This is a genomic window from Collinsella sp. TF09-1AT, from assembly GCF_003436895.1.
In the GTDB taxonomy this organism is placed as follows: domain Bacteria; phylum Actinomycetota; class Coriobacteriia; order Coriobacteriales; family Coriobacteriaceae; genus Collinsella.
Genome location: NZ_QSRC01000011.1, coordinates 1 through 14,763, shown reverse-complemented (window position 1 = coordinate 14,763; position 14,763 = coordinate 1). Strand labels below are relative to the sequence as shown.

Below are 14,763 nucleotides of genomic sequence, written 5' to 3'. Positions count from 1 at the left end.
ACCGCCGCGCTCGACGCCCTAATGTGGCAATATGTTGTCTGCATAATGCAACGATGCAACCTCAGAAAGAATGCGAGAGCCCGTGTCTAGTCCGTTTACTAGCTTTTTAGCCCAGCACTTTGACCAGATTAACGACTATCTGGCCACGTTCTTTGACGGACAGGCGACTTCCGCCGATATCGAGCGCTACCTGTATACCCCGCTCTCGGCATTTACGGCAAACGCTGGCAAGCGCCACCGCCCGCTCATCTGCATGCTCGCCGCCACCGCGGTAGGCGGCAGCTTTGAGAGCGCCCGCAGCGCCGCGGCAGCCATCGAGCATTTCCAGTCGGGCGCGCTAATCCACGACGACATCGCCGACAACGGACAGCTTCGTCGAGGCAAGCCCTGCATGCACCTTACCGAGGGCACGGGCCTTGCCATCAATTGTGGCGACCTAGCGCTCACCATGGTCACCAAGACGGTTCTCGACGACCCCACGCTGGAGTCCAACGTGAAGGTGCGCGTGCTCCACGAGCTTACCGAGATGATCGTCCGCACCATCGAGGGCCAAGCGCTCGACCTGGGTTGGGTCCGTGATGAGCGCTTTGATATCTCGGTTGATGACTACCTGGACATGGCGACGCACAAGACCGCGTTTTACAGCGGAGCGACGCCGCTTGCCGCCGGAGCCATTATTGGCGGCGGCAGCGATGAGCAAATCGAGGCGCTGCGCACCTTTGGCCTGCACACCGGTCTTGCCTTCCAAATCCAGGACGACCTGCTCAACCTTGTTGGCACCAAGGAAACCGCCAATAAGGACTTCCGTACCGACATCACCGAGGGCAAGCGTACGCTCGTCGCCGTACACGCCCTCTCTGATGAGCGCCACCACAACGAGGTCGAGGCGATTCTTTCCTCGGGCACCGATGATCCCGCGCAGCTCGCACGCGCCGTGGAGATCTTCCAGGAGACCGGCTCCATCGATTACGCCCACACCTACGCGCTGGACCTGACCGCTAAGGCCAAGGCCGCCATCGAAGGCGTCGAGCTCGACCCGCATGCACGCGAGCTATTCCTCTCCATGGCAGATTTCTTTGTGGAGCGCCTTAACTAGCGGGGGTTATAAAACCTGTCAGCAGCGTATTTGGGTACAACTTGCTACACTGTTGAGTGCATGTTTATGCATCCCTTTGCGTTGTCTATCCGACACACGCTCAAATAGTACGAATGGTACGCCGAAAGGGGTTCGTTCATGGAACCTATTACTACGGGCATGCAGGGAGCAGCCGTCGAGGACGTCCAGTCCCGCCTTCTGCAGCTCGGCTATACAATCGACGACGCCGAGGTCGCCGACAAGCGCTTTGGCACCACCACCGAGCAGGCTGTTGGCACCTTTAGGCTCGATAGCGGCCTTGCCGCCGGCAGCGCCGTCGATATCCCCTGCTGGAGCGCCCTGGTCGACGCCTCGTATAAGCTGGGCGACCGCACCCTCTATCTGCGCATGCCCAATTTCCATGGCGCCGATGTGCAGGCCCTGCAGCGCGCTCTGAACGTTTTGGGCTTTGCCTGCGGCGAGGACGACGGCTACTTTGGCCCGCATACCGAGGCCGCCCTGCAGCAGTTCCAGGAAAATGTCGGTCTGTTTGCCGACGGCATGGCCTTCCAGGACACCTACGCCTACATCAACCGCCTGCACCATGTGTGGGAGGGTAAGCCCTCGGTCACCGAGGCCGAGTCGCGTATCGGTTTTGCCCGTGCCGCCAATGTGCTTGAGCGCTTTCAGATTGCCGTTATCGGCGAGGACCCCATCGCACGCAGCGTTGCGTCGCGCATGTGGAATATCGCCACGGCAACGACCGACAACAGCGGCATGATGCTCTGCGACTCCGAGGTCCCAACCGACGTTGACCTGGTGCTCGAAATCGCAAGCGACGAGCTGCCCGCCGACGCCGCACCGCGCGCCACGATTGCCCTCGCCGAGTGCCACAACCTGGCCCAGCGCATCCGCACCGCCAATGTCGCCGCGCAGCAGAAGCCGGCTCGCATTCGCATTGAGCTCACGGGCATGACGCGCTACAACGGCACCTTCACGGCCAGCGACGCGCAGACGCTCGCCGTACGCCTGCTCGATGGCGTTTGCGATGCCCTCGCAGATTAGGTAAACTAGACGAGTTGCTTTTGGGCAACACCACACATTGGGACGTAGTTCAACGGTAGAACTCCGGTTTTTGGTGCCGGCTGTTGGGGGTTCGAATCCCTCCGTCCCAGCCAAGGTAACTGAGCGCCCTGAGCTTTCATCAGCCCAGGGCGCTTTCTTGTGAGCAAACGGAGGGATTCGAACCCGCAAGGGTGCGGAGCTGAGGAAACGCGAAGCGTTTTCCAGCACAGCACGCAAGGAGCGAACGGGCTCCCCGCATCTCGACTTTCCAGCCAAACCGGCACTTAGGGACGCTCCCAAAGTGCCGGTCACAGCTTCTCCTACAGAACGAGAAGTTGCAAAAGGTAGATTTTCAGGCATGTCCCAAAAATCCACCCTCAAAATACAGGCGCCCCAAGCCCATTAGAACCAAGAGCGCCTTACATCTAGAAAATATCAGCCCAGTTCCGCACGAACAGGAGGCCACTTAATGTGGCCTCCATCGTGAGCAGGACTCTAGAGCAGGAAACCTAAGTCGGTGTCCCCGCTCTCCCGGGGCCGGCGGAACTAATTGTTCAGCATGCGGTCGAAGCTTCCCGAGTCGCCATCCCGATAGTCTGCGGTCATCAGGATCTCCTGCGGAATGCGCCCGCCTTCGCGCAGCACGTTGCGGAACTGCACGCGCGTAACCATGGGCAGGTCTTTGATCGTGGCCGCCAGGTTCTGCGGCACGCCCTGGTTGGCAGCCGCGGGCTCGCACTCGCCACCGGCCTTCACGCGACGCTTATGCTCGGCGAGCATGGCGCGGTACATGCCGGCATGCAGGCGAATCTCAACCACATTGGCATTGCGAGTCTGCTCGACGATGCGCGCGCCCTCGCGATCGATATCGCCTACGTAGTAGACGTAGTTAAAGCGGTAGCCGATCTCGGCCAGATAATCATCCAGCGCGTGAGAGACACTCGCCTTGCACCCGCCGCCAAAAATCACGCCGCCCACCTTGATGCCAAAGAGCTTGGCGTGCTTGCGGCCGCGCAGGAGCTTGACGATCTCGTCGTAGGTGTCCAGGTTCTCGACCATAATGAACGGCTTGTCGGCGCCCAGCGTAAAGAAACCCGTAAAGTGCACGGGGCGGTTGGGGGCAACCTTAATCGCCTGCATGCTGATGCCCTTTTCGGCCATGCGCTTAATCAGGCGCTCACCGTGCTTACCGTCAAAGGCCTTCTCGTCGTTAAAGATCTGGTAGGCACGCTGGCGACGCGAAGCGACCGGCGTGTCGGCACCACGATTCTGCTCAATCCAAGCCTGGATGATCGCAATCTCCTCGGCAATCTTGCGGTTGGACATCTCGTTGTGCTGAGCGCGCTGCGGAGCCATTTTGCCGTCCTTGCCCTCGACCTTAACGATCTGTGTCTGCTGCTCCTTGATCTTAGAGAGCGCCATAGGCGTAGGGACAACTTTGAGCAGCTGCCTGCCCAAAACGCGGGCAAGGGCAAACGCCGAGACCTCGCCGTGGGCGGCCGACTCGGGCTGCTGGGCAGCAGTATCTACTGCGGCAGACTCCGGCTTCTTCTGAGACTTGCGCTTAGAATCGCCTTGGGAATTGCACTCGCGCTTCGGCATAGACGCCTGCTTCTGCGGACGATCGGACTTGCTCTCCTTCGCTGGCCGGCGCTTTGGCTGCCCCGCAGAAACCTTGGCCTTCACATCCTCGTCCTGCGGCGTGATCTTCTCGGTTGCAGTCTCGGCATGGGAACTGCAGCCCCCACGATGGCGACGGCGGCGAGGCTTGCTCGACGCGCCCTGCTCCGTCTGCCCATCAGTAGACTGCTGGCCCTGGGTCTCCGTATCGGACGCAACATGCTCATCAACAGGCTTCTGTTCACGAACTTCCGCCTCGACAGGCTTCACGGCCTTCTCGGCCCGCACCTCCGGAACCTGATTAACCTTCTCCTGGCGCTTTACGGGATACGCGCGACCTGCAAAGCCGCGACCGGGACGACACGAGTCTGAGGCCTTCTTGGCCGGCTTCTCGGAATCGTCCGCAACCTCGGCAGTCTCTTCGGCCTCGAGCGCAACATCCTGCTGCTCGGCCCTAAAATGCGCACCGCGGCGACGCTTGGGCTCCTGGATCTCAGCATGCTCTTGAGTGCGAGTCGACTCCTGCATCCTGACGGGCTTTTCCTCGACAGCCTCGGCATCCGTCTCACCCTTTTGAGCAACGGCGCGGCGGAAGCGCTCCTGCTGGGCGCGGCGCTGCGCATCGCGCTTGCCACCCCCGCCAAAACCGCCGCGTCCCGCCTTGGCCGTAAAGGCACGCACGACGTTCTCATCGAGCAACTCATCGGTATCGACATGCTCACGCGGAGCAACTTCTTCCACAGCGGGCACGTCAGCGGAATCCTCGACGACAAAATCTTCGACGGACTCGACAGGCTGCTCCTGGGCATCGCGAATCTCGGCATTGATGGTATAGAACGCCGGGCGCCCGTTAATGCCGCTGCCCTCAATCTTGGTGACGATCTTTGCCGCGATAAGCTCGTCGCGCATCGCCTTGGTGTCGCATTCCTTATCGACGGAGCGGAAAATCTGCGCCAGCGCGCTCGACTTGATCTTGAGCGCCTTGCGGCAGAGCAGGTCATAGGCAACCAGCTTGGCGCGCTCAGCAGAAAGCGACGTCTGGCTGCTCAAACGCTCGGCCAGAGCATCGACATTGTTTTGATTATCGGAATATACCGTCTTGGCCACGGGGCCCCTTTCATATGTACACATATACGTCCATATGGTACAACGCGCGCCCCTATCCACGCAAAACATCTGCGAGAGCACTCGAGCGTCGCTCGCTTTTGCACGAAAAAAGACCGAGCCCGCGCAGTTGCGGACCCGGTCTTTCCAAGCCAATGAGCCTAGTACTCTATAGAGATCCAAGAACTAGGCGTTCTGGGCAGCGGCGTCGGCGGGAGCCTCGGCAGCAGAGGCACGGCCATACTCGGCCTTGCCCATCTCGGACCACTCGGGCTCCTCGTCGGGCATGGAGCCAGCCTCCTTGCCGAAGAACTCCTTGAGGCAGTTGACGGCAACGATGAGGCCCAGGACCATCAGCAGGACGGCAAAGACGAGCTGCAGACCCTTGGTGGCGGCGACGGAGACGGCGGCCGTGGTGGTGGTAGCCGGGATGGTACCGAAGAAGCCGTAGGCCTGGACGGCGGTCATGCAGCCCATGGCGCTCTGGACCAGCGAGGTGAAGGTGCAGCAGAGCAGGAAGGCGACGGGCACGTAGAGCATCCAGCCCTTGCGGCCGGTGCACTTGCAGAACACGGCGAGAGTGATCATGGTCATACCGCCGAGCAGCTGGTTGGAAGCACCAAAGAGCGGCCAGATGTTGGCATAGCCACCAAAGGCGAGGGCGAGGCCAGGAAGCAGGGTAACGACCGTGGCGAACCAGGGGTTGCCGAGGACCTTCATGTAGCCGGCCTTGGACTCGATGGCCAAGGCGTCGTTGGTCTGGGCAAAGAACTCGGAGAAAGAGGTGCGGGCGATGCGGGCGACGGCGTCGAGCGAGGTCAGGGCCAGTGCGGAGACGTTCATGGTCATGAAGACGGTTGCGAGCGTGCCGTCAACGCCGAAGGCCTGCATACCGCGGGAGATGCCAGCGGCGAAGATCTGGAACGGGGTGGAAGCGACGCCGGCGTTGAGGGCGCCGGTACCGGCGGTGTTCATGTCGGAGAACATGATGCCGGCGACGATGATGGCAAGGATGCCGACGAAGGACTCGACGATCATGGCGCCGTAACCAACCTTGACGGCGTCCCGCTCCTTCTCGACCTGCTTAGAGGAAGTACCGGAAGAAACGAGGCTGTGGAAACCAGAGAGAGCACCGCAGGCGACAGAGACAAACAGGACCGGGAACATCATGCCAGAAGCGCTAGAGAAGCCGGTAAAGGCCGGAGCGGTGATAGTGGCCTGGCCGTTGACGCCCAGGACGACGATGCCGAGGACAGCGCAGGCGATCATGACGATCATCATGATCGAGGTGAGGTAGTCACGCGGGGTCTTGAGCATCTGGATGGGCATGGCGCCGGCAAAGACCAGGTAGACCATGACGACGGCGAACCACTGGAACTTATCCAGGTAGACCGGGAACTGCATACCGACGGCAAACATGAGAACCATGAGCACCACGCCGGTGACGAACTCGGCAGCGCCGGTGAGGTTGAACTTCTTCTGAGCCCAACCAAAGGCGATCGCGACGAAGGTGAACAGGATGGAGATGGTACCAGCGCAGCCGGCGGCATAGGACTTGGTGAAGTCGATGGCACCGGTAGCAGCACCAGAAGCGTCAACGGCCGGGGTGAACATGAACGTCTTGCAGACCATGTCGGTGAAAGCGGCGATGACGATGATGCAGAACAGCCAGCAGAACAGCAGGAACAGGCGACGACCGGTCTTGCCGATGTACTTCTCGATGAGCTGAGCCAGGGACTTGCCGTTGTTCTTCATCGAGGCGTACAGGGCGCCAAAGTCGTGGACGGCGCCAAAGAAGATGCCGCCGACGAGAACCCAAAGCACGACGGGCAGCCAGCCAAAGGCCATGGCGACAATCGTGCCCGTGACAGGGCCGGCACCGCAGATCGAGCTGAACTGGTGCGAGAACGCGGTGAAGGCGGAAACGGGCGAGAAGCTCTTGCCGTCCTTCATGCGCTTGGCCGGCGTGAGGGCGTCCTTGTCGACGCCCCACTTGTTGGCCAGCCAGCGGCCGTAGCCCAGATAGCCGCAGACGAGCACCGCCGCGGCCACAACCATGAGCAAAACTCCGTTCATTACATTTCCTCCTCTAAAAAGAACTTCCTAGACATAAAAAATGAGGGCCGTCGGTTGCGCTCGACGGCCCTCATCTTCATCAGCCGCCCGTTATCGTACGGGCTAGCTGTATGTGCTAACCCGCATCAGATAATTACTACGCTGATAATGTTTAGCTGATGCGTGAACATGTCTAAGAAATCCTCTTCGATCATGATGTGAACGTTCCGTGCGTGTTCACATCCCCCAGTGGATGAAAAGCAGTATGAAACTTTAGTTACCTAAAGTCAACGTACAAATGTAATGAATTTTCAACTTTTTTGAAATTTACGGTATAGAACGCCACTGACCTCGGACTTTACCCGACAAAAGTTTTTGCATGACAGATGTCCCTCGGGAGCGGGCGGGCGTATACAAGGTTTCCTGCTCTACAGTCCTGCTCGCACGGAGAGCACATTAAGTGCTCTCCGGCTCGTGCGGAACTCGCGATAAACCTTGTATACGCCCGCCCGCTCCCGAGGGGCTCCCATCCCAAATGCGGAGCAAAGCTCCGCATGCCATCTTTTTCTTTCAGCTCAAGAACGCCGGAAATTCGACACTGGCAGGTCACCCTCGCCGGACGCTGTCGACGCCAAACGAACCCCCACGCCGCATCGGGACAGAAAGGTCCCCGGCACTGCCCGGGCGCCAGCGGCCACATATGAACTTTATCGCGAGTTCCGCACGAACAGGAGGCCACTTAATGTGGCCTCCGTCGTGAGCAGGACTGTCCGAGCAGGAAAGTTCATATGTGGCCGCTGGCGCCCGGGCAGCGCCGGGGACCGCACGAGCACGACTACAGCGTCATGTTCGGATCGGCGTCGACGTCGAACGGCGAGATTTCTCCTCGGTCGAATTTACGGCGAGCGACCTCCGCGATCATGGCGGCGTTATCGGTGCATGCCGAGAGAGGCGGCACCGTTACGCGAATCCCCTGACGTCCAAGCTTCTTGATCATCATCTCGCGCAGATGCGGGTTGGCCGAGACGCCGCCACCGATGCAGTATTCCTTGCATCCGGTAGCGTGCAATGCGTTTTTGGCCTTCTTGTACTGCACGTCAAAGACAGCTGCCTCAAACGAAGCTGCCAGATCGGGCAGGTGAATCGTGCGCCCGGCCTTGGTCTCCTGTTCAATGTAGAGCGTCACAGCGGTTTTAAGGCCCGAAAGCGAGAAGCGATAGTCTCCCCTGCTGTTAAGCGCACGGGGGAAATCGATCGCCTTGGGGTTGCCCGTCTCGGCCAGCTTAGAGATGATGGGGCCACCGGGATAGCCCAGACCCAACGCCTTGGCTACCTTGTCGAAGGCCTCGCCCACAGCATCGTCGAGTGTCTCACCAAGTACCTCGTAGTCGCCCCATGCCTTCACGTGCACGAGCATGGTGTGCCCGCCCGAGACAAGCGTGAAGATGAACGGCGGCTTGAGGTCGGGCTGCGCTAGCAAGTTGGCAAACAGGTGCCCCTCCAGATGGTTGACGCACACGAGCGGCTTGCCGGCAGCGTAGGCAAAGCCTTTGGCGAAGGCGACGCCAACCACGAGCGCGCCCACCAGGCCCGGACCCTGCGTCACGCCCACGGCGGCAAGCTCACTTGGTGCAATGGCTCCGCCCGTAAGGCCCAGCGATGCTGCGGCATCCTCGAGCGCCGCATCCACGACACTCACAATCACCTCAACGTGCTTGCGCGAGGCGATCTCGGGCACCACGCCGCCAAAGCGGGCGTGAAAATCAATCTGTGTCGACACCTGGTTGGCCAGCATATTGCCATCTGCATCGATTATCGCCACGGCCGTCTCGTCGCAGGAACTCTCGATAGCGAGCACTAGGTGGCGGCGCTCAATTTCGGCACGCTCCCCCTCGGAGCGCCCAGGCGCAGGCAGCGGCCATACGCGCTGCTCTGCCGCCGTCGGCTCCGGCGAAGCATTGTCGACCGGAAGCACCAGGGGCAGCGGCGCCGTCATGACGATGGCATCCTTGCCGGCACCGTAGTAGCCACGGCGACGACCCGCCTCGGTAAAGCCCAGGGCGGCATAGAGTGCAATTGCGCCCTCGTTGCCGTCCTCAACCTCAAGCGAAGCCGTGGTGCAGCCGAGCATCTGCGCGTCATAGCTCACGTGCGACAGAAGCTTGCGGGCGATACCCTCACGGCGATGAGTCGGATCGACGGCGACATCCAGAATCTGCACATCACCGTCCACGACCATACCGCCGGCAAGGCCCAGCAGCTTGCCGTCGTCGTGTGCCACCCACCAACTGCGCGGCGCAGCGACGTCCTCGCCCAGTTCGGACAGGAACATGCCCGGCGTCCACGCCTCGTGTCCGGCACCTTCAAAGCAGGCAGCCTCTAGCGCGCTCGCGCCCTCGGCATCCGCCGCGCCCATGGGACGGAACTGCAGATGACGACCGGCGAGCTCATCGGCAACGCCCGTAATTTCGCTCTGCGCACTCTCGGCAAGACCAAGACGCTTGCGCTCGTTTTCCTCGGCATCCGAAAGGCGCGTGTAAATCGGCAGGACGCGAGCCGGATCGCCGTCACCCGCAGCGTGCGCGAGCAGCAAGCCCTCGCCCGAAGGCCACCACAGGTCGCGCTCCACGCAGCGGGCGGTCTCGTCCTCACCCAGCAGCTTGCCATAGCGCACGAGACCGTCACCGGTCAGCTGAACCTGGTCCCAGTCCGCTGCTCGGCGCCACTCATCGAGCGCCACGGCGGCCTTGACCACGTGTTCGCGCTCAAATTGACGCTCGGGACCCTCATCGCCCAGCATATATAGTGCCGGATATACCTCACCGCGCATGGCATCGGCCAAGATACCAAGCTTGCCGCGCACGCCAGCCTTCCACGCCGTCCAAGCGCAAGCGTCGAGCGTCGACACGCCCAGCAGTGGAACATTGGCACCACGTGCGAGGCCCTTGGCAGTGGAGATGCCGATGCGCACACCCGTAAACGACCCCGGGCCGCGGCCGACCACGTAGTAACCAACATCGCTGCGATCCAGACCGGCTTGAGCCAGCACGCCATCAACGGTATTCACGAGCTCAACGTTGGCGTGACGGCGACACATGTGGTCGCCACTCACGAGCTTCGTCTCGCCCGTCTGCCCATCAATCCAGCTTGCCGCGCAGGCAAGCATGTCGGTCGAGGTATCGAGCGCCACCACCAGCGCGTTGTCGTTATGCAAGCTCATCTTGTACAGCCTTATCAATCAAATGGGAAAGCTCCATTGCGCGGTCACCGTGTGCCTCGAGCGTTATCGTTCGCACATCGCTGTCGCCCTCATCACGCTTGAGCGTCACCGAAAGATACTCATCCGTCAGCTCGTCCTGGAATTGTTCGCCCCATTCCAGCAAGCAAGCACCCTCATAGCCCAGCACATCGAAAATGCCCGTATCCTCGAGCTCGTAGGCATGCTCCAGGCGGTATAGATCAAAGTGAAACAGCGGAATACGACCTTGATCGTGAACGGCCATGAGCGCAAACGTAGGGCTCGTAACCATATGCTCATCGCCCAGCCCGCGCGAGACGCCCTTGGTAAAGTGAGTTTTGCCCACTCCCAGGCCACCGGTCAGGATGAGCACATCGCCGTCCTCAAGGCACGGTGCAATTAGCTCGCCAAAGTACTCCGTATCGGCAGCGCAAGTCGTTTTGTAAGTACCTACCCCCAGGCGCTCCAGGGACATATATGCTCCTTATTATTCCGAGGCGTCCTCTGGTGCGGGATGTCGCTCCAGATAGTCGCCCAGCATCTTAAAGTCTTCCTCCAGCAGCTCCTGCCACGCCGGATTGCGCAGCGCTGCTGCCGGATGGAACGTGGGCATTACTACAAAATGCCCCATCTGGTGGAACCTGCCGCGCAGCTTAGTAATGCCAATCTCGGTCTTAAGCACAAAGTGCGTCGCGGGGTTGCCGAGCGTCACGATAATATCGGGCCAGATGCTTCGAATCTGCTCACGCAAAAACGGCGAGCAAGCCAGCACTTCCTCGGGACGCGGATTGCGGTTTCCCGGCGGGCGGCACTTAAGCACGTTGGCAATGTAGACGTCTTCGCGTTTGAGGCCCGCCAGCGACAAAATGCCGTTGAGGTCCTCGCCTGCCGCCCCCACAAAGGGCTCGCCCTGCAAATCCTCATTGCGGCCCGGCGCCTCACCAATAAACATCACGCGAGCGCGGGGGTTTCCCACACCAAACACGATATTGTGACGCGACTGGTAGAGCTGGCAGAGGTGACAATCGCCCAGAACGGCCTCAATTTCCTCGAGTGCGACCTCACGTGGTGCCTGATGGGTATGGCCGGGGATGTGCATGACGCCCATAGCGGCTCCTACACGTAGACCTTGTCGAGACGCATGCCAAAGCCGCAGGCGACCTCGTAGTTAATCGTTCCGCGCAGTCGGGCCATCTCGTCCATAGTGATCTCGGCATCGCCATCGCGGCCGACAATGATCATCTCGTCACCATACTCGGCCTCGGGAATCTCGTGTGCCGGGTTGGACTGAATGGCGACCATAAACTGGTCCATGCAGATATTGCCAACCTGATGCACACGCTCGCCGCGATACAGCACATCCATACGATTGGAAAGCGTACGCGATAGGCCATCGGCATAACCGATCGGCAGCGTGCAGATCTGAACGCGCGTACGCGGTACGCGGTAGGTAAAACCGTAGCCCACGCCCTCACCCATCGCAGGGTGTGCCACGCGCGTCACACGCGCATGGACGCTCATAACGGGATCAAGCTGCATCACGCGGCCACTCAGCTCGCACGGCTGCATGCCATACAAGCCAACGCCGGCGCGGATCATATCAAAATGCATCGAGGGGTCGAGCATCGAGGACGGCGTGTTGGCGCAGTGCACGATACCGCACTCAAAACCCGCATCCTTAATGGCCTGAACGGCCTCGGTAAAGCGCTGACACTGCAGCTTGTAGTCCCAGCCCGAAGGTTCATCGGCCGTGGCGAAGTGCGTAAATACGCCGTCGCACTGAATACCGCGATGGAAACTGATGCCGCGTACAAAGTCGAGCACCTGTGTGTAGTGAACGCCGATACGATTCATGCCCGTCTCGATGGCAAGATGGTACTTGCCCACCTTGCCCGCCGCGACGGCACATTCGCCATACGCAAGAGCAAAGTCGGACGTATAGACCGAGGGCATGATATCAAACTCGAGCAACGTCGGAATGGCCTCGATAGGCGGCTCGCTTAGGATGAGGATGGGTTTCGCAATCCCGCCCTGTCGGAGCTCAACGCCCTCGTTAACCGTCGCCACGGCAAACATGTCGGCACCGGCCGAATACATGATCTTGGCGCACTCAACAGCTCCATGACCATAAGCATCGGCCTTGACCACGCAGCACAGGCGCTGACGCGGATTCAACAAGTTCTTATAGGCCCTCGTGTTGCGACGGAGCGCCCCGCGGTCGATCTCGACCCAGGACCAGCGCGTCAAATCGGCTTTATTCATGATTAGTCATCCGACCCTTCGTCCATGATTCCCAGATCTTCGAGCGCGTCCTTTGCCGCCAGCTCCATGGCAGGACCGATCAAGTCGATAAGATCGGTTGCGATAACGCTCTTCTCACCATACTCCGTCGCCGCGGCAAAACCGGCGTAGCTGTGAAGTGCGACGGCGTACGAATACAGCAACTCCCAACGATCCATCTCGTCGCGCATGGTGGCAAGCGTGCCGGCCAAAATACCCGCCAGAACATCACCCGAACCGGCAGTTGCCAGAGAAGCCGGACCCGAAAGTGGCAGCAGCACGCGCTCAACACCACAGATAGCCGTCGTCGGCCCCTTGGCAATGACCACCAGATTGTCGGAGCCTGCAGCCCAGACAACCTTCTGCGCGGCTGCAATCGCGGTACCAAGGTCGTTCACCTCGTCACCGGCAACCAGACGCGAAAGCTCACGATAGTGCGGTGTCATAACCAACGGCTGCTCGCGACGATACATCTCGGGGTTACTATCAATACCGTCAATGGCAATCTTAGCAAGGCAGTTGAGTGCATCGGCGTCCAAAATAAGCGGCACATCAAGCTCAAGCAAGCCCGAAACCACCTGCATAGCGCCGGCAGACGTCGTCATACCGGGACCGCACAGCACGCAGCTGTACTTCTTTGCAATCTCGCACACCGTCATGCGCGCAGCGGCGCCAAAGGAGCCGCGGGAATCAGACGGAATAGCAAAGACGGGAATCGAAGGAAGTGCCATGCGAATAAGATTGGCGCAGGCGTCAGGAGCCGCGACTGCCACGTAACCAGCACCCGCGCGAGCTGCAGACTTAGCCGCCATAATGGCAGCACCAGGATATTGCGCAGATCCGGCGACAATAAGCACAGAGCCACGGGAATACTTATCGATATTCGTAGGCAGTGGAGCAAAGAAATCAACTAAATCACCGGGCTCAACAATCTCGGCGGCGTGGTCGACATCATCGATGACCTCGTCAAGACGGTCGTAAAGATTGCCGCAGATCAAATCACCAGCGTACTCAGGGCCATCAGCGCTATACAGACCAATCTTGGGCGCAATCATCGTCACCGTACGCTCGGCACGAATGCAGTCGTCATCAACAACGCCCGTCTCGGCATTCAAGCCCGAGGGGACATCAATGGATACGACGCAATCGGCGCATTCATTGACCGTAGGAATCCAAATGGAGAACGGCGCTCGCAGATTCCCGTGGAATCCGGTACCAAAAATGGCATCGACAACAACATCGGCCTTATCGATCAAAACCTCGAGTTCGTCACGCGAGGGGCCGACACAAACGTGCACATCGCGGCCGGCAGTACGACGAGCAACATGACGCGCCAGAGCAGCAGGAATCTCATCCGGCTCAACCGGAGAAACGATATCGACGTCCACACCCTTATGGCTCAGAATATCGGCGGCAACCCAACCGTCGCCGCCATTATTACCAAAACCGACCAGAACGAGAACCCGATCGGGATTGAGCTTCAAGACCTCGTTGGCGGCAAACTCACCCGCTAGCTCCATAAGCTCGGCCTTCGAAGTCCCTTCGCGTTCGATGATGTCCTCGAGACGAACGACTTCTTCGGTACTCAAAACCGGTTTCATCTATGCTCCTAGCGTATCTTGCGAAGCATCGCCCAGGTGCTCCGTCAATGCTGAATTCTGCAGCTGCTCAAGCTCATCTAAAACAGAGCGAGCCTCTTTAAATGTCTGCGCTACGCGTTTCTTGGTACTCACCTTTTCCTCTTTTGGCTTAGGCCGAGCATCTTCGGTAATTGCGATGGCATTCGCAACGGCTAAGTCTCCTGTAAGCGTAATGGAAAGAGCGACCTCAACAACACCCAGCTCTTGAGCGATCTCGAGAGCACGGCCCGAAAGCAGCGCCTTCGGTTTGCCGAGTTTATCACGCGTAACCGAAACATCCTTGCGACCAACGCCTTGACTAAAACCCGTGCCGAGAGCTTTAAGTACCGCCTCGCGCGAAGCAAAGCGGCTGGCATAGTGAGCAGCGGGACGCGATGATGCATCGCAATACGCACGCTCTTCTTCGGTAAACACACGCCGAGCAAACGACGGCGTCTTTTCAAGTATTGATTTCATGCGGGAAATCTCGACGATATCAACGCCGATACCAGCTTCAGCCATGTTCACCTCCATATCGCACAGACTAAGTTATTGTAGCCCGTTCGCAGAAGATGCGACAAACGAGGGTTATAATACACAGCTACTATGTGAGACAAAAGCCCGTAAACGCAAAGAAGGGGGAGGCCGCGAGGCCTCCCCCTTTTAAGTTCAAGCGTACGGCTCGGTGCCGTCCACCGGTCAGCGGC

At 59.7% G+C, this 14,763-nt stretch carries 10 protein-coding genes and 1 tRNA gene; 3 read left to right on the top strand and 8 right to left on the bottom strand.

Going from position 1 to position 14,763, the window contains the following annotated elements; translation table 11 throughout:
• The first annotated feature begins 82 nt into the window (after positions 1 to 82).
• The 3 genes from DXC90_RS08970 (at position 83) to DXC90_RS08960 (ending at position 2,253) form a co-directional block, all read left to right on the top strand.
• Positions 83 to 1,096 carry a polyprenyl synthetase family protein gene (locus tag DXC90_RS08970; protein WP_117735677.1) on the top strand — a complete coding sequence of 338 codons (1,014 nt, stop codon included), beginning with the start codon at positions 83 to 85 and terminating at the stop codon, positions 1,094 to 1,096.
• A gap of 138 nt (positions 1,097 to 1,234) precedes the next feature.
• Complete coding sequence (locus tag DXC90_RS08965; protein WP_199406666.1) at positions 1,235 to 2,140, top strand: peptidoglycan-binding protein; 906 nt, start codon at positions 1,235 to 1,237, stop codon at positions 2,138 to 2,140.
• Between the two features lie 38 nt (positions 2,141 to 2,178).
• A tRNA-Gln gene (locus tag DXC90_RS08960) sits at positions 2,179 to 2,253 on the top strand.
• A 433-nt stretch (positions 2,254 to 2,686) separates the two neighbouring features.
• On the opposite strand, the gene DXC90_RS08955 is transcribed toward DXC90_RS08960, so the two are convergent.
• The 8 genes from DXC90_RS08955 to acpS all read right to left on the bottom strand — a co-directional run bounded on the left by DXC90_RS08955 (position 2,687) and on the right by acpS (position 14,578).
• The gene (locus tag DXC90_RS08955; protein ID WP_117735676.1) at positions 2,687 to 4,867 is read right to left on the bottom strand and encodes a hypothetical protein; all 2,181 of its coding nucleotides are present in this window, start codon (positions 4,865 to 4,867) and stop codon (positions 2,687 to 2,689) included.
• Positions 4,868 to 5,050: 183 nt separating this feature from the next.
• Positions 5,051 to 6,940, bottom strand: a complete 1,890-nt coding sequence (locus tag DXC90_RS08950) for a carbon starvation protein A (protein ID WP_117735675.1) — start codon at positions 6,938 to 6,940, stop codon at positions 5,051 to 5,053.
• An 814-nt stretch (positions 6,941 to 7,754) separates the two neighbouring features.
• Entirely contained in the window at positions 7,755 to 10,139 is a 2,385-nt protein-coding gene (gene tsaD, locus DXC90_RS08945) for a tRNA (adenosine(37)-N6)-threonylcarbamoyltransferase complex transferase subunit TsaD (protein WP_117735674.1), read from the bottom strand.
• Entirely contained in the window at positions 10,126 to 10,632 is a 507-nt protein-coding gene (tsaE, locus tag DXC90_RS08940) for a tRNA (adenosine(37)-N6)-threonylcarbamoyltransferase complex ATPase subunit type 1 TsaE (protein ID WP_117735673.1), read from the bottom strand. The genes tsaD and tsaE overlap by 14 nt, the downstream gene beginning before the upstream one ends.
• Before the next feature lie 12 nt (positions 10,633 to 10,644).
• Positions 10,645 to 11,265, bottom strand: coding sequence for a uracil-DNA glycosylase (locus DXC90_RS08935; protein ID WP_006235848.1), 621 nt, complete (start codon positions 11,263 to 11,265; stop codon positions 10,645 to 10,647).
• 8 nt (positions 11,266 to 11,273) lie between these two features.
• Entirely contained in the window at positions 11,274 to 12,419 is a 1,146-nt protein-coding gene (gene alr / locus DXC90_RS08930; RefSeq protein ID WP_117735672.1) for an alanine racemase, read from the bottom strand.
• Positions 12,420 to 12,421: 2 nt separating this feature from the next.
• On the bottom strand, positions 12,422 to 14,038 hold the full coding sequence (locus DXC90_RS08925) for an NAD(P)H-hydrate dehydratase (protein ID WP_117735671.1): 1,617 nt from the start codon (positions 14,036 to 14,038) through the stop codon (positions 12,422 to 12,424).
• Positions 14,039 to 14,578 (bottom strand): holo-ACP synthase, encoded by a 540-nt coding sequence (gene acpS, locus DXC90_RS08920; RefSeq protein ID WP_006235843.1) that lies wholly within the window; start codon positions 14,576 to 14,578, stop codon positions 14,039 to 14,041. It abuts the gene before it with no gap.
• Positions 14,579 to 14,763 lie beyond the last annotated feature (185 nt).

Excerpts from the sequence above, each read along its gene's own strand:
- DXC90_RS08965 (WP_199406666.1), top strand. The coding sequence starts at position 1,235 with ATGGAACCTATTACTACGGGCATGCAGGGAGCAGCCGTCGAGGACGTC.
- DXC90_RS08950 (WP_117735675.1), bottom strand. The coding sequence starts at position 6,940 with ATGAACGGAGTTTTGCTCATGGTTGTGGCCGCGGCGGTGCTCGTCTGC.
- tsaD (WP_117735674.1), bottom strand. The coding sequence starts at position 10,139 with ATGAGCTTGCATAACGACAACGCGCTGGTGGTGGCGCTCGATACCTCG.
- tsaE (WP_117735673.1), bottom strand. The coding sequence starts at position 10,632 with ATGTCCCTGGAGCGCCTGGGGGTAGGTACTTACAAAACGACTTGCGCT.
- DXC90_RS08935 (WP_006235848.1), bottom strand. The coding sequence starts at position 11,265 with ATGGGCGTCATGCACATCCCCGGCCATACCCATCAGGCACCACGTGAG.
- alr (WP_117735672.1), bottom strand. The coding sequence starts at position 12,419 with ATGAATAAAGCCGATTTGACGCGCTGGTCCTGGGTCGAGATCGACCGC.
- DXC90_RS08925 (WP_117735671.1), bottom strand. The coding sequence starts at position 14,038 with ATGAAACCGGTTTTGAGTACCGAAGAAGTCGTTCGTCTCGAGGACATC.
- acpS (WP_006235843.1), bottom strand. The coding sequence starts at position 14,578 with ATGGCTGAAGCTGGTATCGGCGTTGATATCGTCGAGATTTCCCGCATG.